The 19,254-nt window shown below is 63.4% G+C and carries 16 protein-coding genes; 11 read left to right on the plus strand and 5 right to left on the minus strand.

What is annotated here, in order from left to right:
* Positions 1-34: 34 nt before the first annotated feature.
* Both P5705_RS22280 and P5705_RS22285 read right to left on the minus strand, forming a co-directional pair.
* On the minus strand, positions 35-361 hold the full coding sequence (locus tag P5705_RS22280) for an aspartate-semialdehyde dehydrogenase (protein WP_277463029.1): 327 nt from the start codon (positions 359-361) through the stop codon (positions 35-37).
* Between the two features lie 112 nt (positions 362-473).
* Positions 474-1,169 (minus strand): M949_RS01915 family surface polysaccharide biosynthesis protein, encoded by a 696-nt coding sequence (locus P5705_RS22285; RefSeq protein ID WP_011532601.1) that lies wholly within the window; start codon positions 1,167-1,169, stop codon positions 474-476.
* Positions 1,170-1,296: 127 nt separating this feature from the next.
* Here P5705_RS22285 and rapA point away from each other — a divergent pair, with 127 nt between their 5' ends.
* Positions 1,297-4,143, plus strand: coding sequence for an RNA polymerase-associated protein RapA (gene rapA / locus P5705_RS22290; protein WP_277463030.1), 2,847 nt, complete (start codon positions 1,297-1,299; stop codon positions 4,141-4,143).
* A 225-nt stretch (positions 4,144-4,368) separates the two neighbouring features.
* On the plus strand, positions 4,369-6,633 hold the full coding sequence (locus P5705_RS22295; protein ID WP_277463031.1) for a putative bifunctional diguanylate cyclase/phosphodiesterase: 2,265 nt from the start codon (positions 4,369-4,371) through the stop codon (positions 6,631-6,633).
* On the opposite strand, the gene P5705_RS22300 is transcribed toward P5705_RS22295, so the two are convergent.
* Positions 6,533-7,420, minus strand: a complete 888-nt coding sequence (locus P5705_RS22300) for an NAD(P)-dependent oxidoreductase (protein ID WP_277463032.1) — start codon at positions 7,418-7,420, stop codon at positions 6,533-6,535. The genes P5705_RS22295 and P5705_RS22300 overlap by 101 nt on opposite strands.
* A 192-nt stretch (positions 7,421-7,612) precedes the next feature.
* On the opposite strand from P5705_RS22300, the gene P5705_RS22305 reads away from it, so the two are divergent.
* Positions 7,613-9,796 carry a hypothetical protein gene (locus P5705_RS22305; protein ID WP_213659880.1) on the plus strand — a complete coding sequence of 728 codons (2,184 nt, stop codon included), beginning with the start codon at positions 7,613-7,615 and terminating at the stop codon, positions 9,794-9,796.
* Positions 9,797-10,035: 239 nt separating this feature from the next.
* On the opposite strand, the gene P5705_RS22310 is transcribed toward P5705_RS22305, so the two are convergent.
* Complete coding sequence (locus P5705_RS22310; protein WP_277463034.1) at positions 10,036-10,341, minus strand: DUF2288 domain-containing protein; 306 nt, start codon at positions 10,339-10,341, stop codon at positions 10,036-10,038.
* Between the two features lie 360 nt (positions 10,342-10,701).
* Between P5705_RS22310 and P5705_RS22315 the strand changes: the two genes are divergently transcribed.
* From P5705_RS22315 to P5705_RS22345, 7 genes are all read left to right on the plus strand, one after another.
* On the plus strand, positions 10,702-11,817 hold the full coding sequence (locus P5705_RS22315) for a branched-chain amino acid ABC transporter substrate-binding protein (protein ID WP_277463035.1): 1,116 nt from the start codon (positions 10,702-10,704) through the stop codon (positions 11,815-11,817).
* Between the two features lie 239 nt (positions 11,818-12,056).
* Positions 12,057-12,980, plus strand: coding sequence for a high-affinity branched-chain amino acid ABC transporter permease LivH (gene livH, locus P5705_RS22320; protein ID WP_277463036.1), 924 nt, complete (start codon positions 12,057-12,059; stop codon positions 12,978-12,980).
* On the plus strand, positions 12,977-14,233 hold the full coding sequence (locus P5705_RS22325) for a high-affinity branched-chain amino acid ABC transporter permease LivM (RefSeq protein ID WP_240064767.1): 1,257 nt from the start codon (positions 12,977-12,979) through the stop codon (positions 14,231-14,233). The genes livH and P5705_RS22325 overlap by 4 nt, the downstream gene beginning before the upstream one ends.
* Positions 14,230-14,997, plus strand: coding sequence for a high-affinity branched-chain amino acid ABC transporter ATP-binding protein LivG (livG, locus tag P5705_RS22330; protein ID WP_277463038.1), 768 nt, complete (start codon positions 14,230-14,232; stop codon positions 14,995-14,997). The genes P5705_RS22325 and livG overlap by 4 nt, the downstream gene beginning before the upstream one ends.
* Positions 14,998-15,699, plus strand: coding sequence for an ABC transporter ATP-binding protein (locus P5705_RS22335; RefSeq protein WP_028692122.1), 702 nt, complete (start codon positions 14,998-15,000; stop codon positions 15,697-15,699).
* A 243-nt stretch (positions 15,700-15,942) separates the two neighbouring features.
* Entirely contained in the window at positions 15,943-16,620 is a 678-nt protein-coding gene (locus P5705_RS22340; protein ID WP_277463040.1) for a COG3650 family protein, read from the plus strand.
* Positions 16,621-16,723: 103 nt separating this feature from the next.
* On the plus strand, positions 16,724-18,337 hold the full coding sequence (locus P5705_RS22345) for an NAD(P)/FAD-dependent oxidoreductase (protein WP_277463041.1): 1,614 nt from the start codon (positions 16,724-16,726) through the stop codon (positions 18,335-18,337).
* A 75-nt stretch (positions 18,338-18,412) separates the two neighbouring features.
* Here P5705_RS22345 and P5705_RS22350 read toward each other — a convergent pair whose 3' ends face one another.
* Positions 18,413-18,877 (minus strand): glycine zipper 2TM domain-containing protein, encoded by a 465-nt coding sequence (locus P5705_RS22350; RefSeq protein ID WP_050704227.1) that lies wholly within the window; start codon positions 18,875-18,877, stop codon positions 18,413-18,415.
* A 149-nt stretch (positions 18,878-19,026) separates the two neighbouring features.
* Here P5705_RS22350 and P5705_RS22355 point away from each other — a divergent pair.
* The coding region (locus P5705_RS22355; RefSeq protein ID WP_277463042.1) for a hypothetical protein at positions 19,027-19,254 on the plus strand (228 nt) is incomplete at its 3' end.

The following is a 19,254-nucleotide window of genomic DNA, read 5'->3' on the forward strand; positions in this document are numbered from 1 at the left end:
AGGCAGATCGCGCCGCTGGCTAGGCGTGGACGGGTCAGACCTCGATATCCACCAGCAACCCCTGGCGCGTGCGTTCGCCCATGGGCGCTACCGGCACGGTATTGTCGGCGTTGAGTTCATCGCCCGGCACGGCTTCGAAGCGCTCCGCCTCACCCTGCTTGCGCCGCTGTTGCTGGCGGCGCTGCTCCTCGCGCAGCAACAGTGCTTGCTCTTCAGGGTCGCGGTGCTGCTTGAGGTCGACGGTGCCGTCGCTGGAGGATGGCTGCGCGGGCACCACCGGGGGGATGTCCGGCGTCGGTTTGACCGGGTCGAGTTGCGACGTGACGGGCGCGGCGCTGAGCGGGATGATCGGTGGCAGCATGGCAGGGTCTCCTATGGCCACTGTGTCGGCCGGTGCTCAGCCGCCTTGAATGCGCGCGGGCCAGGCTGTGCGGCGCGTCACAGCGCCGCACCTGGTCAAGTATAGCCAGTGCTTACTCGGTATCGTCTTCCGGGTCGTCGTCGGCTGGCGCGCTGGTTTCGCTCCAGGGCCGCTTGTAGACCTGCTGCCAGACTGCGTCCATGTGCTCGCGCAAGACCTGCGGGGCGCTCTTCAGCGAGGCGCTGTCCTCGCGCTCGCCGCCGAACGCGTCTTCACCGGGAGGGCTGATCAGCGATTGCCCCGTGATCGTGTAGGCCGCCTGGCCTTCACGCATCTCGATGGCGATGTCGTGGGGATCGATGCCGCCACCACAGAAGGAATGGCTGGCCACGGTCACTTCGGCCACGCCGTCCTTGTTCAGGTCGGTGACGTCACTGACGTCGTTGTAGAAGTCGACATCCAGGTCCAGGCCGGCACAGGTGGTTTCCTGCTCGATCTGCCAACGCGGCTTGAAGGCATCAGATGAAGCGTTGCGGCCATAAAGGGTGGCCTTGAGCACCACCTTGTCGACTTCTTCCTCGGTATCGGGGTCGGTGGCCTGGCCGTCGACCCGGCTCAGCACCAGCAGGCCCTCGCCCTCGCGGTCGTGGAAGTGCACGCTCTTGATCGGCGTCTGCACGCCCAGCACTTCGAGTTGCTCGACCGGGATCGGCGGCAGCACTTCGAAACTTTTCTGTTCACAGGCGGCCAGCAGCGCAAGGCTGCCCAGGCCCAAGGTGACGTTCAACCAGCGGTGCTTGGCAACCATGTTGGCGCGTGGCCCTCGTGACGGGACGGTATTCGTCGATGAAAGCGCTAGACTCTTCACATTCATTGGTCTGGCGAAGCCGATCCGTTAACATAGCCGGCTTTTTCATCGCGGGAGTTTTGGCAGTATGGCGCAGCAGTATCAACCGGGGCAACGCTGGATCAGCGACAGCGAAGCCGAGCTCGGTCTTGGGACCATCCTGGCGCAGGATGGCCGCCTTCTGACCGTGCTCTACCCGGCCACGGGCGACACCCGCCAGTACTCGCTACGCAATGCGCCGCTGACCCGCGTGCGCTTCTCGCCTGGCGACCTGATCACCCACTTCGAGGGCTGGAAGCTGACCGTGCGCGAGGTCGAGGACGTCGATGGCCTGCTGGTCTACCACGGCATCGACGGGCAGAACCAGCCACACACGCTGCCCGAGACGCAGCTGTCGAACTTCATCCAGTTCCGCCTGGCCAGCGACCGCCTGTTCGCCGGGCAGATCGACCCGCTGTCGTGGTTCTCCCTGCGCTACAACACCCTGCAACACAACAGCAAGCAGATGCTCTCTTCACTGTGGGGCCTGGGCGGCGTGCGTGCGCAACCCATCGCCCACCAGTTGCACATCGCCCGTGAAGTTGCCGACCGCATCGCCCCGCGCGTGTTGCTGGCCGACGAAGTGGGCCTGGGCAAGACCATCGAAGCAGGCCTGGTCATTCATCGCCAGCTGTTGTCCGGCCGTGCCAGCCGCGTGCTGATCCTGGTGCCCGAGAACCTCCAGCACCAGTGGCTGGTGGAGATGCGCCGACGCTTCAACCTGCAAGTGGCGCTGTTCGACGCCGAACGCTTCATCGAAAGCGACGCCAGCAACCCGTTCGAGGATGCCCAGCTGGCGCTGGTGGCCCTGGAGTGGCTGGTCGACGACGAGAAGGCCCAGGACGCGCTGTTCGCCGCCGGCTGGGACCTGATGGTGGTCGACGAGGCCCACCACCTGGTCTGGCACGAGGAACAGGCCAGCCCCGAGTACGCACTGGTCGAGCAACTGGCCCAGGTCATTCCGGGCGTGCTGCTGCTCACCGCGACCCCTGAACAGCTCGGCCAGGACAGCCACTTCGCCCGCCTGCGCCTGCTCGACCCCAACCGTTTCCATGACCTGGCCGCGTTCCGCGCCGAAAGCGAAAACTATCGCCCGGTGGCCGAAGCGGTACAGGAACTGCTCGACGAAGGTCGCCTGTCGGCCAAGGCCCACGCCACCATTCAGGGTTTCCTCGGTGCCGAAGGCGAAGCGCTGCTGGCCGCGGTCAGCGATGGCGACAGCCAGGCCAGCGCGCGCCTGATCCGCGAGCTGCTCGACCGCCACGGCACCGGCCGCGTGCTGTTCCGCAATACCCGGGCGGCAATCCAGGGCTTCCCGGAACGCCAACTGCACCCCTACCCCCTGGCTAACCCGGAGCAATATGCCGAGCTGCCTTCGGGCGAACGTGCCGAGCTGTACCCAGAGGTAGCCTTCCAGGCCCAGGGCGAGACCAGCGACGAAGAACGCTGGTGGCGCTTCGACCCTCGGGTCGACTGGCTGATCGACACCCTGAAGATGCTCAAGCGTACCAAGGTGCTGGTGATCTGTGCCCACGCCGAGACCGCCATGGACCTGGAAGACGCCCTGCGCGTGCGCTCCGGTATTCCAGCCACGGTGTTCCATGAAGGCATGAGCATCCTCGAGCGCGACCGCGCCGCCGCCTACTTCGCCGACGAAGAGTTCGGCGCCCAGGTGCTGATCTGCTCCGAGATCGGCAGTGAAGGCCGCAACTTCCAGTTCGCCCATCACCTGGTGATGTTCGACCTGCCAGCCCACCCGGACCTGCTCGAACAGCGTATCGGCCGTCTTGACCGGATCGGCCAGAAACATACGATCCAGCTGCACATCCCGTACCTGCAGGACAGCCCGCAGGAGCGCCTGTTCCAGTGGTACCACGAAGGCCTCAACGCCTTCCTCAACACCTGCCCGACCGGCAACGCCCTGCAGCACCAGTTCGGCCCGCGCCTGCTGCCGCTGCTCGCCGAAGGTGACGAGAAAGCCTGGGGCAAGCTGGTGGCTGAAGCCCGCACAGAACGTGAAAAGCTCGAAGCCGAGCTGCACAGCGGCCGCGACCGCCTGCTGGAACTCAACTCCGGTGGCGCTGGGGAGGGTCAGGCGCTGGTCGAGGCGATTCTCGAGCAGGACGACCAGTTCGCCCTGCCGATCTACATGGAAACCCTGTTCGACGCCTTTGGCATCGACAGCGAAGACCATTCCGAGAACGCCCTGGTGCTCAAGCCCAGCGAGAAGATGCTCGATGCCAGCTTCCCACTGGGTGACGACGAGGGCGTGACCATCACCTACGACCGTGGCCAGGCCCTGTCCCGCGAGGACATGCAGTTCCTCACCTGGGAGCACCCGATGGTCCAGGGCGGCATGGACCTGGTGCTGTCCGGCTCGATGGGCAACACCGCGGTCGCGCTGATCAAGAACAAGGCGCTCAAGCCCGGCACCGTGCTGCTCGAACTGCTGTATGTCAGCGAGGTGGTGGCGCCACGCAGCCTGCAACTGGGCCGCTACCTGCCGCCGGCGGCGCTGCGTTGCCTGCTCGACGCCAACGGCAACGATCTGGCGGCGCGTGTGGCCTTCGAAACGCTTAACGACCAGCTCGAGAGCGTGCCACGGGCCAGTTCCAACAAGTTCGTCCAGGCCCAGCGCGACGTGCTGGCCAAGCGCATCGCCGCAGGCGAGGCCAAGGTCCTGCCAACGCACGAGGAACGCGTCGCCCAGGCCCAGCAACGCCTGGTGGCCGAGGCGGATGAGGAGCTTGCACGCCTGACCGCGCTCAAGGCGGTCAACCCCACCGTGCGCGACACTGAGATCGACGCCCTGCGCCAGCAGCGTAAGGATGGCATGGCGGCGCTGGAAAAAGCGGCGCTGCGCCTGGAGGCCATCCGGGTGCTGGTGGCTGGCTGATACCCCGTTCGCCGGCAAGCCGGCTCCTACAGATATCCGTAGGAGCCGGCTTACCGGCGAACAGCCACTCGTTTAGACCGCTGCGCTATTAGCCTCATATCCAAACGATAGAGACCAAAGTGCCATTAATCAGGAAGGCTTAAGCACCCCTTCCTATACTCCTGCAGGAACAGTCTCCATCCGCGCTCAGTGGGGACAAGGGCTCACTCGACAAAGAGGCCTGCAATGGAGTGGCTGGGACTGCGATTGTTCGCCGAGCTACCGGCGACCGGACAAATCATCCTCGACTGCCGACACAACCCCTTCCTGGTGATGCTCGCCTTCACCGTCGCCGGTGCCGCCTGCTTCGCCACCCTGGGCATGGCCGAGCGCCAGAGCCATAGCGAGGCCCCCACGGCGCGCCGCCAATGGCGGGTACTCGGCGCCTGCTGCCTGGCCGGTGGCATCTGGGCCATGCACTTCATCAGCCTGCTGGCCTTCCAGGCCCCGCTGGAACTCCACTTCGACGCCGCCCTGACCGCCTTGTCATTATTGATTGCATTGATTGCCGCCTGGCTGGCGATGAACAGCCTCGACCGCGGCGAGATGCGTCTGGGCCATTACCTGCAAGCGGCACTGTTGATCGGCCTGGGTATCAGCACCATGCACTATGTCGGCATGGCCGCGTTGCAGACCAGCGCCCACCAGTACTACCAGACCGGGCTGCTGCTGGCGTCCATCGCCATCGCCATGGCCACCGGCCTGTTGGCACTGTTGATGGCCCGCTACTTCCGCCAGGGCAGCGGCACCCTGCACCTGTTGATGAAACATGGCGCCAGCCTGTTGATGGCCGCCGGCATCGTGCTCACCCATTTCACCGGCATGGCCGCGATGACCCTGGTGATTCCCGGTGGAACCGCCCTGAGCCTGCCCTCCGCCGACAACAACCTGCAACTGGCGCTGACCATCGCCTTCATTACCCTGCTGATCAGCGGCAGCAGCATCAGCGCCGCGCTGGCCGACAAGAAGCTGCAAAGCAAGGAGCACGACCTGCGCCGGGTCAACCTGCTGCTCAGCCAGCTCGACCAGGCCCGGGTATCCTTGCAGCAGGCCGCGCACTACGACGCCCTGACCGGCCTGGTCAACCGCCGTGGCTTCAACCAGGTGTTCGCCGAGCGCCTGGCCGAGCAGACCGCCAACGACGGCATGCTGGCGGTGATGTTCCTCGACATCGACCACTTCAAGCGCATCAACGACAGCCTCGGCCATGCCGCCGGTGACGAACTGCTCAAGGTCATCGCCGGGCATATCAAGGCCGCGACTCGTGGCAATGACCTGGTGTCGCGCTTCGGCGGCGACGAGTTCTGTGTCGTCACCAGCCTGAACAACCGCGACGAGGCGCGCCACCTGGCACAGCGCATCATGCAACGGATGAAGGAACCGATCGACCTGGCCGGGCGGCGCATGGTGATGACCACCAGCATCGGCATCAGCATCTTCCCCGATGACGGCCACAGCACCGAGGAGCTGCTGAAAAACGCCGACCTCGCCCTCTATCAATCCAAGGGCTGCGGGCGCAACAGCCTGCATTTCTTCAGCAGCGGCCTGAAGACCCGCGCCACCCTGGAGCTGCAACTGGAAGAAGAACTGCGCCTGGCACTGTTCGAGGAACGCGGGTTATGCGTGTACTACCAGCCGATCTTCGACCTGCACAGCCGGAAAGTGAGCAAGCTCGAAGCCCTGGTGCGCTGGCAGCACCCGCAACATGGCCTGCTCAGCCCTGATCGCTTCATCCCCATCGCCGAAGCCAACGGCCTGATCGCCGAGCTCGACCTGTGGGTGCTGCGCCGCGCCTGCGAGGACCTGGCCCAGCTCAACCGGCATGGCTATGGCCACCTCAAGGTCACGGTCAACTGTTCGGCGCTCACCCTGGGCCGCGAGGAGCTGGCCAGCGAAGTGGAGATGGCGCTGTTCCAGGCGGGCCTGGCTGCTCGGCAGCTGGAACTGGAAGTCACCGAGAACGCCCTGATGGGCGACATCCACCACACCATCGAGCTGCTCAAGCGCATCCGCGCCCAGGGCGTGGCCCTGTCGATCGATGATTTCGGCACCGGTTATTCGTCCCTGGCCTATCTCAAGCGCCTGCCGCTGGACGTGCTGAAGATCGATCGCTCGTTCATCCAGGAAGTACCCGGCAACCAGAAGGATCGGGAGATCGTCCAGGCGATCATCATCATGGCCCACACCCTGCATCTGAAAGTGGTCACCGAAGGCGTCGAGACAGCGGAGCAACAGGCTTTCCTCGCCGCCCACGGCTGTGACTGCCTGCAGGGTTACCTGCTCAGCCGGCCGTTGCCACCGAGCGAACTGCGGCCGGTACTCGAACGCCTGGACCGCCAGCACGACATGCTCAGCCCTTGCTGCGATACAGCGATACCAGGGTCGCCGGATCTTTTTGCAGATGGCCCTGGCTACCGTGCAAGCGCATCAGTTGCGCGGCGAGGCCACTGAGCGGCGTCGCCGAGCCCTGCTCGCGGGAAAACTTCACTGCGCTGTCGAGGTCCTTGAGCAACGTGCGCACATGCCACTTGACCGGCTCGAAACGGCTTTCGGCCATTTGCGGGGCAAGGATCTGCAAGGGTTTCGAGTCGGCGAAACCACCGGCCAATGCCTCGGCGATCAAGCTGGCATCCACCCCTGACTGCTCGGCGAGGGCCACCACCTCGGCGATCACCAGGGCATTGCAGGCGACGATCATCTGGTTGCAGGCCTTGGTCACCTGCCCCGCGCCGACACCGCCCATGTGCGTCACCCGCTGACCAAGGGTGAGGAGCACCGGGCGTGCCCGCTCCAGGTCCGAGGCCTCGCCACCGACCATGATCGCCAGGGTACCGGCCTCGGCGCCTGGGGTACCGCCCGAGACCGGCGCGTCGAGCCAGGCCATGCCACACAGCGCCGCCAGTTCGGCGGCCATTTCACGGGTGGCGGTCGGTTCCAGGCTGGAGAAGTCCACCAGCAACTGGCCGCCGCGCCCACCACTGGCAATGCCCCCCTCGCCAAATACCACCTCGCGCACCACCGCCGTGTCGGCCAGGCACAGCAACACCATGTCCGTCCCGTTGCACAGATCCTCGGGGCTCGCGGCCAGACGCGCCCCCGCCGCGACCAGTTCGGCGCACTTGTCCGGGCTGCGGTTCCACACGGTCAGCGGGTAACCCGCCGCCAGCAGCCGACGGCACATCGGCAAGCCCATCAGGCCGATCCCGGCGAACCCCAGCGAAGGCAAAGCAGTATTCATGAACGACTCCAGATTAAAGAAGCGTGACAAACGGACGATGCAATGCGGGTGCGAGGAGAAAACCTTAGAACGCCTAGGGAAAACCCCTATCGCACAAGAAAAAGACGCACTGATAAAGTCGCGAAATTTCTCCGTGATGGCTAGATGACATATTCCAACGGGGAACCCACCACTCCAGGCAAATGGCGCACTATGACCTCTACGAACACTTCTGCCAATGCGGTCCCTGAGTCGTCGCTCACTCCCACGTCGTTGACTGCCGGTGGTGCTCGAGATCTTCCTGCCAGCCGCAACCTGCCGACCCATCAGTACCTGTACTTCACCGAACAGGACATCCAGCGCATCCTCGACAACCTCGACGGCCTGCGCGACCTGGTGTTCCCGCAGAACCTGCATGTCGAGAGCGAAGACCAACTGCGCCTGGAGCAGCAGTTCCCCTCGGTGTGCCTGATCGGCCTGGGCCGCTGCGGCTCGAACATCGCCCTGGACGTGGCGGAGCTGGTGTACAACGCCCGCACGTTCTTCCTCAACGAGTTCAACAACGAGGACCGGCACAAGGGCGAAACCGGCTACAGCCCGGCGCGCTGGATCCGCCAGAACCTGCGCCTGGTGCAGAACAAGGGCACCAAGCCGGTGTTCCTGGTCGAGCCCCTGGTGATGCTTGGTGACCTGGACAAGGACATCGCCGGGCGCATCCGCTTCTCGCGCAAGGGCGAGCGCGGCGGTTTCCTGCGCGACTACAGCAAGATGAAGATCATGGACCTGTCCGAGGTGCATGCTGGCGGCGCCGGCAACGCGCCGATTCTCGGCCAGTACCTGGCCAAGATCATCCTCAACAAGGATACCCAGCGTTTCTCCAGCGCCGACTGGAAACTGATCCACTCGTACCTGATCGACTCCTGCGGCATCAAGGCCAACCAGTCGCGCCTGTACTTCTATATCTTCAGCGCCGGCGGCGGTACCGGCTCGGGCATGGCCTCGGAGTTCGGCCTGGCCCAGCAGTACTCGTACATGAACAAGACCTTCGACACCAAGCCGGCCGACGAGAACGACGGCAAGAGCGGGCACTCGTTTGTCTTCGAACCGATCTTCACCAGCGGCATCTGCGTACTGCCGAACGCCTCCGACCACCGTAGCGAAATGTCCGAAGCCCTGCACATCAACGCCGGGCGCCTGCTGTGCAAGTACCTGTCGGAGGAATGGGACTTCTCGTACAACTTCGACAATGAAGACAGCAGCGAAGCCAGCGTCATGGGCCGCATTCGCCCATGGAACGCGATGATGCTGATCTCCAACGACATCATGCGCTACGCCGAAGAAAGCGATGACGGCACGATCCAGAACATCGACGTCAATGCGATGGAGAAGCACGCCAACCAGTACATCTCCCAGCAGATCTTCAACATCCTCACCGCCCAGGCGGTGACCACCGACTACGACCAGAACTACTTCCGCCGCGCCGGCATCGATATTGGCGAGACCATCCGCCTGGACGCCAATGACCTGTTCATGAGCCTGGCCGGCCCCGTGGCCATCGCCTACGCCGAGTCGGTGGTGCCGGAAATCCCGGCCCAGGGTTCGGACAAGTTCAAAGTGTTCGAGCGCGAACAGCCACGGCTGGATATCGACGACCTGTTCTTCCGCTCCATCGACCTGCCGCACTTCAACAAGCAGACCCAGGCCATCGAAGGCATCAGCCTGTTGCCAATCGAGTCGCGCCGCTACCGCGCCGCGCTGGAGCAGTACCAGGCCTCGGGCTACGACGCCGCGGCGTTGCACGACCTGCACTTCTTCAAGAACTGTTCGTCGGTGGTGTCGATCGTCTCGCTGCCCAAGGACTACAAGCTGTCGTACATGGACCTGAACCGGCTCAAGACCCACCTCAACAGCCTGTTCCCCAACACCACGCTCAAGCGCTACGCGCTGGTGATCGGCGCTTCGGCCAACCTGTCGCTGACCACCCTGATCGCCAAGAGCCCGTGCCTGTCGGACGACTTCCTGACCCTGATCGTGGCGTTCATCAAACGCTGCTTCGCCCGCACCCCGTACCGCTTCGACGACACCCTGGACAATGCCATCCTCGACTTCATCACCAGCGAGCACTTCGATGAAGACAGCATCGACGACTTGCTCAACGAGTTCGAGAACCCGGCGAAGATCCTCGACACCAACTGGTACGCGATCAAGCCGATGTACGAGAAGAAATACCGCGAGCTGATCAACGACAAGAGCCGCTTCGTGTCGATCAACGACATTCGCCTGTCGCGCGAATGCGTGAAGAAGGCGGTGAAGTACCTGCGCGAGATCTTCAGGCACCGCATCGGCAAGACCCGGGTGATTTCGCTGAACAGCCATACCGGGCGCGTGGACTACTGAGTCGCCCCACGCCTGTAGGAGCCAGCCTTGCTGGCGAACCAAGCGCCGCGGTGGCGCCGGTGTTCGCCGGCAAGGCCGGCTCCTACGAGCGATCGCCCGCCCACCCATTACGCATGCCGTAAACTGTTACCGCCCCGCCAAATCACCCCGCCACTGTTACTTGTTTCCACCTTACGTGAGCGTCAACGCGCACCAGCGCGAGGCGCCTGTGCATTTTCACGCACTAAAAAAGCGCGTGGTTATTCCGCTTTCTTCGCCTGGATCACGATGAACGGCGAAACCACCACCGCCCAGATCTCTGGATCGCGGGTTTGCAGGTCGAGCGCCTGCTCGGCGGAAACCGGCCCGACAGTGCCATCACTACGCCACTTGGCGAAGATCTCGCTGCGATTCTCGGCCATCGCCTCGGCAACGGCGATCAGGTCGAGGCTGGCGTCGACCCAAATCAGGTCACCCTTGGCCCAGAAACGCTCCAGGGCTTTCCACTCGATGACGGCGGTCTCGCCGAGCAATTTGGCATAGAGGGTGCTTACTTGATCAGTCATGGGTTTACCTGCGCAAAGAATCGACCAACAAAAAAGGTCGGCATTTTTGCAGAAAAACCCGGTTTCAAATACGTAATTTGGTCGATCCGGCCCGAGTTTGTGGGGGCGGGCCGAAGATGCAGGCAAATTGATGGCGCTTTTCTGTATCTTTATGTCGACCAGGCGACACCCCTCGAAACAGACGCTTTTCGCCCGCTTTTCAAGCGCTCGGACGGCGCTCTACACTGTACCGGTACAGTTCCGGGACATGTTCCGGGGGAAGGTGGGCTTACGGCATGGCGTAGCCAAGCCGCGAATCCCGCCCGGTCTGTAGCCCTGGCCTCAGGACTATAAGAATTACAACAGAATGAGTGGAGCACTATGATCAAGATTTCCAAGCTGTTTGCCGCAATGGTTCTGGCCGGGGTTGCCAGCCATTCGTTTGCCGCCGATACCATCAAGATCGGTATCGCCGGGCCGAAGACCGGTCCCGTGACTCAATACGGCGACATGCAGTTCACCGGTGCCAAGCAAGCCATCAAGGACATCAACGCCAAGGGTGGTGTCGATGGCAAGATGCTCGAAGCCAAGGAATACGACGACGCGTGCGACCCTAAACAAGCCGTGGCGGTCGCCAACAAAGTGGTCAACGATGGCGTCAAGTTCGTGATCGGCCACCTGTGCTCCAGCTCCACCCAGCCTGCGTCCGACATCTACGAAGACGAAGGCGTGATCATGATCACCCCCGCCGCCACCTCGCCGGAAATCACCGCCCGTGGCTACAAGCTGATCTTCCGCACCATCGGCCTGGACAGCGCCCAGGGCCCGGCCGCCGGCAACTACATCGCCGACCACGTCAAACCGAAAGTGGTCGCCGTCCTGCACGACAAGCAGCAGTACGGCGAAGGCATCGCCACCGCGGTCAAGCAGACGCTGGAGAAGAAAGGCACCAAGGTGGCCGTCTTCGAAGGCCTGAACGCCGGTGACAAGGACTTCTCCTCGATCATCCAGAAGCTCAAGCAGAACAACGTCGACTTCGTCTACTACGGCGGCTACCACCCAGAGCTGGGCCTGATCCTGCGCCAGGCGCAAGAGAAAGGCCTGAAAGCCAAGTTCATGGGCCCGGAAGGCGTGGGTAACGACTCCATCTCGCAGATCGCCCAGGGCGCCTCCGAAGGCCTGCTGGTCACCCTGCCGAAGTCGTTCGACACCGATCCAGAGAACAAGGCCATCGTCGACGCCATCAAGGCCGACGGCAAGGACCCGAGCGGTCCGTTCGTGTTCCCGGCCTACTCCGCGGTCGAGCTGATCGCCGGCGGTATCAAGGCAGCCAAGTCCGAGGACACCGCCAAAGTGGCGGAAGCGATCCACGCCGGCTCCTTCAAGACCCCGACCGGCACCTTGTCGTACGACGAAAAGGGCGACCTGAAAGACTTCAAGTTCGTGGTCTACGAATGGCACTTCGGCAAGCCGAAGACCGAAGTCTCCCCTCAGTAACTGCGTGACTAATAGCTGACCGAGAAGCCCACTGTGCGAGCAGTGGGCTTTGTTTTACGAGGTTCTATGGACCTGATTCCCGCGATCCGGGAGCCGGTTCACCTGAAAATCTTAAAACCGTCACCCGCGGTTTCCTGGCAGTGCCCGCACAACGATCACGTGGCGAAGACCGCGAGAACAAAATGGGCCCGGGTCACCCCCGCCAGAGAAATGCAAATCAGGTTTTTAGGAGCGCTGTAATGCCTGAGATCTACCACTTCCTCCAACAACTGGTTAACGGATTGACCATCGGCAGTACCTACGCGCTGATCGCCATCGGTTACACGATGGTGTACGGCATCATCGGCATGATCAACTTCGCCCACGGCGAGGTGTACATGATCGGCTCCTACGTGGCCTTCATCGCCCTCGCCGGGCTGGCCATGATGGGCATCCACTCCCTGCCGATCCTCATGACCGTGGCCTTCGTCGCCACCATCTGCGTCACCAGTGCCTACGGCTACAGCATCGAACGGGTCGCCTACCGGCCGCTGCGCAACAGCAACCGGTTGATCCCGCTGATCTCCGCCATCGGCATGTCGATCTTCCTGCAGAACACCGTCCTGCTCTCGCAGGATTCGAAAGACAAGTCCATCCCCAACCTGATTCCCGGCGCCTTCTCCTTCGGCCCGGGCGGCGCGGAGGAAGTGCTGGTCTCGTACATGCAGATCCTGGTGTTCCTGGTCACGCTGATCGCCATGACCTGCCTGACCCTGTTCATCTCCCGTTCCCGCCTCGGCCGCGCCTGCCGCGCCTGTGCCGAGGACATCAAGATGGCCAACCTGCTGGGCATCAACACCAACAACATCATCGCCCTGACCTTCGTCATCGGTGCCGCCCTGGCGGCGGTGGCGGCCGTGCTGCTGAGCATGCAGTACGGGGTGATCAACCCCAACGCCGGTTTCCTGGTGGGCCTGAAAGCCTTCACCGCGGCGGTATTGGGCGGCATCGGCAGCATCCCGGGCGCCATGCTCGGCGGGCTGGTGCTGGGCGTGGCCGAAGCCTTCGGCGCCGACATCTTCGGCGACCAGTACAAGGACGTGGTGGCATTCGGTCTCTTGGTTCTCGTCCTGTTGTTCCGGCCGACCGGCATCCTGGGCCGCCCGGAGGTTGAAAAAGTATGAACAGAAATCTCAAACAGGCGTTCTTCAGCGCCTTGCTGGTCTGGGCCGTGGCCTTCCCGGTGCTGGGCCTGAAACTCAGCATCGACGGCATCAGCCTGATCGTGCACAGCCAGGGTTCGTTCACCATCAGCATCATCGCCGCGTGTTCGGTACTGATGTTCCTGCGCGTATTGTTCGACAAGCAGTGGAGCGCGGTGATGGGCCGCCGCTCGGACCGCAAGCTGGTACCGCCTTCGGTAACCAACTTCCTCACCCTGCCGAAGACCCAGCGCTGGGTCATCATCGGGCTGATCGTCGCGGCGCTGATCTGGCCGTTCTTCGGCTCCCGCGGCGCGGTCGACATCGCCACCCTGATCCTGATCTACGTGTTGCTGGGCCTGGGCCTGAACATCGTGGTCGGCCTGGCGGGCCTGCTCGACCTGGGTTATGTCGGCTTCTATGCCGTCGGCGCCTACAGCTACGCCATGCTCTCGCACTACCTGGGCTGGAGCTTCTGGGTGTGCCTGCCGATCGCCGGCCTGATGGCCGCCACCTTCGGCTTCCTGCTCGGTTTCCCGGTGCTGCGCCTGCGCGGCGACTACCTGGCGATCGTGACGCTGGGCTTCGGCGAGATCATCCGCCTGTTCCTGCGCAACCTCACCGACTGGACCGGCGGCCCCAACGGCATCAGCAACATCCCCAAGCCGGAGTTCTTCGGCCTGACCTTCGAACGCCGCGCCGCCGAAGGCATGCAAACGTTCCATGAGTTCTTCGGGCTGGAATACAACTCGATCAACAAGGTCATCTTCCTCTACCTGGTGGCCCTGCTGCTGGCGTTGCTGGCGCTGTTCGTCATCAACCGCCTGCTGCGCATGCCGATCGGCCGGGCCTGGGAAGCGCTGCGTGAAGACGAGATCGCCTGCCGCGCGCTGGGCCTGAACCCCACCGTGATCAAGCTCTCGGCGTTCACCCTGGGTGCCTGCTTCGCCGGTTTCGCCGGCAGCTTCTTCGCCGCCCGCCAAGGGCTGGTGACACCGGAGTCGTTCACCTTCATCGAGTCGGCGATCATCCTCGCCATCGTCGTGCTGGGCGGCATGGGTTCGCAGCTGGGCGTGATTCTCGCGGCCATCGTGATGATCCTGCTGCCGGAGATGATGCGTGAGTTCAGCGAATACCGGATGCTGATGTTCGGTGCGCTGATGGTGTTGATGATGATCTGGCGTCCGCAAGGCCTGCTGCCTATGCAACGTCCGCACATGGAGCTGCCTCGATGAGCCGCGAAATTCTGCAAGTCAGCGGCCTGAGCATGCGCTTCGGCGGCTTGTTGGCGGTCAACGGCGTGGCCCTGACCGTCAAGGAAAAACAGGTGGTGGCGCTGATCGGCCCGAACGGTGCCGGCAAGACCACCGTGTTCAACTGCCTCACCGGCTTCTACAAACCGAGCGGCGGCACCATCCTGCTCGACGGCCAGCCGATACAAGGCCTGGCCGGTCATCAGATCGCCCGCAAGGGCGTGGTGCGGACCTTCCAGAACGTGCGCCTGTTCAAGGAGATGACCGCGCTGGAAAACCTGCTGATCGCCCAGCACCGTCACCTCAACACCAACTTCTTCGCCGGCCTGTTCAAGACCCCGAACTTCCGCCGCAGCGAGAAAGAGGCCATGGAGCGCGCCCAGTACTGGCTGGAGAAGGTCAACCTGACCGAGTTCGCCAACCGCACCGCCGGCACCCTCGCCTACGGCCAGCAACGCCGCCTGGAAATCGCCCGCTGCATGATGACCCAGCCACGGATCATCATGCTCGACGAACCGGCCGCCGGCCTGAACCCCAAGGAGACCGAGGACCTCAAGGCCCTCATCGCCTACTTGCGCGAATCCCACAACGTGACCGTGCTGCTGATCGAGCACGACATGAAGCTGGTGATGAGCATTTCCGACCACATCGTGGTGATCAACCAGGGCACGCCCCTGGCCGATGGCACGCCGGACGAGATCCGCGGCAACCCTGATGTGATCAAGGCCTACCTGGGGGAGGCGTAAATGCTGAAGTTCGAGAACGTTTCCACCTTCTACGGCAAGATCCAGGCGCTGCACAGCGTCAACGTGGAGATCAACCAGGGCGAGATCGTCACCCTGATCGGCGCCAACGGCGCCGGCAAGTCGACGCTGCTGATGACCCTCTGCGGTTCGCCCCAGGCGAGCAGCGGCAGCATCAAGTACCTGGGCGAGGAGCTGGTCGGCCAGCCTTCTTCGCACATCATGCGCAAGAGCATCGCGGTGGTGCCGGAAGGCCGCCGCGTGTTCTCGCGCCTGACGGTCGAGGAAAACCTGGCCATGGGCGGTTTCTTCACCGACAAGGGCGACTACCAGGAGCAGTTGGACAAGGTCCTGCAGCTGTTCCCACGCCTGAAGGAACGCTACATCCAGCGCGGCGGCACCATGTCCGGCGGCGAGCAGCAGATGCTGGCCATCGGCCGGGCACTGATGAGCAAACCCAAGCTGCTGCTGCTCGACGAACCCTCGCTGGGCCTGGCACCGATCATCATCCAGCAGATCTTCGACATCATCGAGCAGCTGCGCCGCGATGGCGTGACGGTGTTCCTGGTGGAGCAGAACGCCAACCAGGCGCTGAAGATCGCCGACCGCGCCTATGTGCTGGAAAATGGCAAGGTGGTGATGCAGGGTACCGGTGAAGCGCTGTTGACCGACCCGAAGGTGCGCGACGCGTACCTCGGGGGATAAAAGATCAAAGGGCCTTAGGGCCCTTTTTTCTGCCTGTTGAATTTGGTGCTGGCGTGGCCCGTGTAGGAGCCGGCCTTGCCGGCGAACACCGGCGTAGCCGGTGCCACCCACCAAGGCGCCTGGTTCGCCAGCAAGGCTGGCTCCTACGCAATGACGCGTACAGTGCTCTTGTCCCCCTTGTAGACACCCGACAGGCTCGGTAACGTGGCCGGCACTTTTTGCCCGAACACCGGAGCCCGCCCCATGCGCCTCACCCCTTCCCTGCTGCTCACCGCCCTGCTGCCGCTGTTCGCCGGTTGCCAGGTGCTGGCCGAAAAACCGGTCGACCCGAACCTGGGCACCACCCGCATGCAAGGCGAACTGAGCGCGGCCGGTGGCCACCTGCTGTTCAAACCCTGCAGCGAAAGCCGTCGCTTCATCGTCAACGACGCCGCCGCGACCGGTATCCTGCAAGAAGCCGCCAACCTGGCTGACGACGCCGGTGACAAACTGTTCGCCGATGTCCGCGGACGCCTGGCCGGCAGCAAGCAGGCGGGCAGCGACGGCCAGCTCGACGTGACCCGCCTGTACCGCCTTGAATCCTCCGAACATCCAGGCTGCGAAGACCCCAACTTCAAGCAGCTGACCCTGCGTGCCGGCGGCCATGAACCGGACTGGGACATCAAGGCCAGCGGCAAGGGCATGGTGCTCAACCGCGTCGGCCAGGACCCGCTGCCGCTGCCTTACCTGGAAGAGGAAATGCCTGGCGGCGGCCTGAGCCTGTCCAGCGAAGCCAACGGCCAGCGTGTCGAACTGTGGGTCGCGCCGCAGCGCTGCGTCGACGGCGCCACCGGTGCCATCCGCCACCTCAAGGCCGAGCTGCGCATCGATGGCAAGACGTTGCGGGGCTGCGCCTACTACGGTGGTGCCCGCGACCTCTGATCGCCGGGTGCTTTTATCCTGCCAGTCGGTGCGGTGAACAGCTTATACTTGGCGGTTTGTGTAAAGCCGCCGGCCGCCCATGGCCGGGATAATGGACCCTGCCATGCTACGAATCACCGAACTGAAGCTGCCCCTGGACCACTCCGACGACGAGCTGCGTGTCGCCATCGTCCAGCGCCTGGGCATCAGCGACGGGCAACTGCTCGGCTTCACCCTGTTCAAGCGCAGCTACGATGCGCGCAAGAAGAACAGCGAGCTGCTGTTCATCTACACCATCGATCTCGAAACCAGCAATGAAGCCGAACTGCTGCGCACCTTCGCTGATGACCCGAAGGTCGGCGTTGCGCCGGATGTCAGCTACAAGTTCGTCGGCCACGCGCCGAACGAGCCGCAGGAACGCCCGATCGTCGTCGGCTTCGGCCCTTGCGGTATCTTCGCCGGCCTGTTGCTGGCACAGATGGGCTTCAAACCCATCGTCCTCGAACGCGGCAAGGAAGTACGTCAGCGCACCAAGGATACCTGGGGCCTGTGGCGCAAGAGCGTGCTCAATCCCGAATCGAACGTGCAGTTCGGCGAAGGCGGCGCCGGCACCTTCTCCGACGGCAAGCTGTACAGCCAGATCAAGGACCCGAACCACCACGGCCGCAAGGTGCTGGAAGAGTTCGTCAAGGCTGGCGCCCCGGAAGAAATCCTCTACATCAACAAGCCGCACATCGGTACCTTCCGCCTGACCAGCATGGTCGAGAAAATGCGTGAGGAAATCATCACCCTGGGCGGTGAAGTGCGCTTCGAGCAGAAGGTTACCGACCTGCTGGTGGACGGCGAGCAGCTCACCGGCGTGGTACTGCAAAGCGGTGAACAACTGCATTCGCGTCATGTAGTCCTGGCCCTGGGCCATAGTGCCCGCGATACCTTCCGCATGCTCCACGCCAAAGGCGTGTTCATGGAGGCCAAGCCGTTCTCGGTCGGTTTCCGCATCGAGCACCCGCAGTCGCTGATCGACAAGGCACGCCTGGGCAAATACGCCGGCCACCCGAAACTCGGCGCCGCCGACTACAAGCTGGTGCACCACGCCAAGAACGGCCGTTCGGTGTACAGCTTCTGCATGTGCCCGGGTGGCACCGTCGTCGCCGCCACCAGCGAGCCTGGCCGTGTGGTCACCAACGGCATGAGCCAATACTCACGCAATGAGCGCAATGCCAACTCCGGTATTGTTGTCGGTATCGACCCCGAGCGTGACTACCCGGGCGGCCCACTGGCCGGCATCGAGCTGCAGGAACGCCTGGAGGCCCACGCCTATGTGATGGGTGGCAGCAACTACCAGGCCCCGGCGCAATTGGTCGGTGATTTCGTCGCTGGCCGCCCATCCACGGCGCTGGGCAGCGTCGAGCCCTCCTACAAACCCGGTGTCACCCTCGGCGACCTGGCACCGAGCCTGCCGGACTTCGCCATCGAGGCGATCCGTGAAGCGCTGCCGGCCTTCGACCGCCAGATCAAGGGCTACAACCTGCACGACGCGGTGCTGACCGGCATCGAGACGCGCACCTCGTCGCCACTGCGCATCACCCGTGACGCCAGTTTCCAGAGCCTCAACCTCAAGGGGCTGTTCCCGGCCGGCGAAGGCGCGGGCTATGCTGGCGGCATCTTGTCTGCCGGTGTCGATGGCATCCGTATCGCCGAAGCAGTAGCACGCGACATGCTCGGGCTGAACGACTGATCCAGCGGCCTTCTCCGGCACAAAAAGAAACCCCGACACGGCCGAGCCGGTCGGGGTTTCTTTTAATTTGCGTTATCAGTGAGTAACGCGGCTGGTGCCATCGACGGTCATGATGCGCACACGCTCACCCACACGGAAAACCTCGTTCTGCTGCACTTGCTGCACATAGGCGCGCATGCTGCCATCGTCTTCGCGCACGGTGATCTCGACACCCTGCGTGCGGGTCAGGCCTTCCTCGGCGGCGGAGCCGGCCAGGCCACCGGCCACAGCACCGATCACGGCCGCCACTACGCTGCCACGGCCGCCACCGATTGCGCTGCCGGCAACACCACCGACGATAGCGCCGGCACCACCACCGATCGGGGTCTTGGTACCCTCGATCTTCACCGGACGCAGGGATTCGATGGTGCCCATGCGCACGGTCTGCACGCGGCGAGCCTCGTCACGGGAGTAGCTGTCGCCCGTCAGCGACGATTGACAGCCGCCCAGCAGCAGCGACACGGTGGTGAAGCTGGCCAGCAGCAAAGCGGATTTACGCATGGGACACTCTCCAAAAAGTTACAGGTGCTCATTAGACGCTTCGTCTTGACGGCTGTCACCGCGTAAACGTCGTAAATTTGTTCTCATTCAGCTCTGGTACAGCCATAACGGGCTGTGAAGCGGGCTCAAACGTTGGACCAAGGATAGCCATGGATTACTTCATCGTCGTCATCGTGACCGCCACGGGCCTGTATTTCCATTGGTGGCTGTACGTACGCATGCGCCGCTGGATGGACCGAGACCTGGCGTTGTCGCTGGCGGGAGAGGATCCGGGCAAGCGTGAATACATGCTTGGGCTGCTGGAGCGAGCGCGGGCGGAGAAAGTTGGACGCAAGGAATTGGCGGCGTGGCTGGAGCGGGAGTCGGCGGGATATCGG

Source organism: Pseudomonas entomophila, from assembly GCF_029478665.1.
Classification (GTDB): Bacteria; Pseudomonadota; Gammaproteobacteria; order Pseudomonadales; family Pseudomonadaceae; genus Aquipseudomonas; species Aquipseudomonas entomophila_F.

Bases quoted from the DNA above. Each gene is read 5' to 3' on its own strand.
- P5705_RS22315 (WP_277463035.1), top strand. From the start codon at position 10,702: ATGATCAAGATTTCCAAGCTGTTTGCCGCAATGGTTCTGGCCGGGGTT.
- livH (WP_277463036.1), top strand. From the start codon at position 12,057: ATGCCTGAGATCTACCACTTCCTCCAACAACTGGTTAACGGATTGACC.
- P5705_RS22305 (WP_213659880.1), top strand. From the start codon at position 7,613: ATGACCTCTACGAACACTTCTGCCAATGCGGTCCCTGAGTCGTCGCTC.
- P5705_RS22280 (WP_277463029.1), bottom strand. From the start codon at position 361: ATGCTGCCACCGATCATCCCGCTCAGCGCCGCGCCCGTCACGTCGCAA.
- P5705_RS22295 (WP_277463031.1), top strand. From the start codon at position 4,369: ATGGAGTGGCTGGGACTGCGATTGTTCGCCGAGCTACCGGCGACCGGA.
- P5705_RS22350 (WP_050704227.1), bottom strand. From the start codon at position 18,877: ATGCGTAAATCCGCTTTGCTGCTGGCCAGCTTCACCACCGTGTCGCTG.
- P5705_RS22325 (WP_240064767.1), top strand. From the start codon at position 12,977: ATGAACAGAAATCTCAAACAGGCGTTCTTCAGCGCCTTGCTGGTCTGG.
- P5705_RS22335 (WP_028692122.1), top strand. From the start codon at position 14,998: ATGCTGAAGTTCGAGAACGTTTCCACCTTCTACGGCAAGATCCAGGCG.
- livG (WP_277463038.1), top strand. From the start codon at position 14,230: ATGAGCCGCGAAATTCTGCAAGTCAGCGGCCTGAGCATGCGCTTCGGC.
- rapA (WP_277463030.1), top strand. From the start codon at position 1,297: ATGGCGCAGCAGTATCAACCGGGGCAACGCTGGATCAGCGACAGCGAA.
- P5705_RS22300 (WP_277463032.1), bottom strand. From the start codon at position 7,420: ATGAATACTGCTTTGCCTTCGCTGGGGTTCGCCGGGATCGGCCTGATG.
- P5705_RS22310 (WP_277463034.1), bottom strand. From the start codon at position 10,341: ATGACTGATCAAGTAAGCACCCTCTATGCCAAATTGCTCGGCGAGACC.
- P5705_RS22345 (WP_277463041.1), top strand. From the start codon at position 16,724: ATGCTACGAATCACCGAACTGAAGCTGCCCCTGGACCACTCCGACGAC.
- P5705_RS22285 (WP_011532601.1), bottom strand. From the start codon at position 1,169: ATGGTTGCCAAGCACCGCTGGTTGAACGTCACCTTGGGCCTGGGCAGC.
- P5705_RS22340 (WP_277463040.1), top strand. From the start codon at position 15,943: ATGCGCCTCACCCCTTCCCTGCTGCTCACCGCCCTGCTGCCGCTGTTC.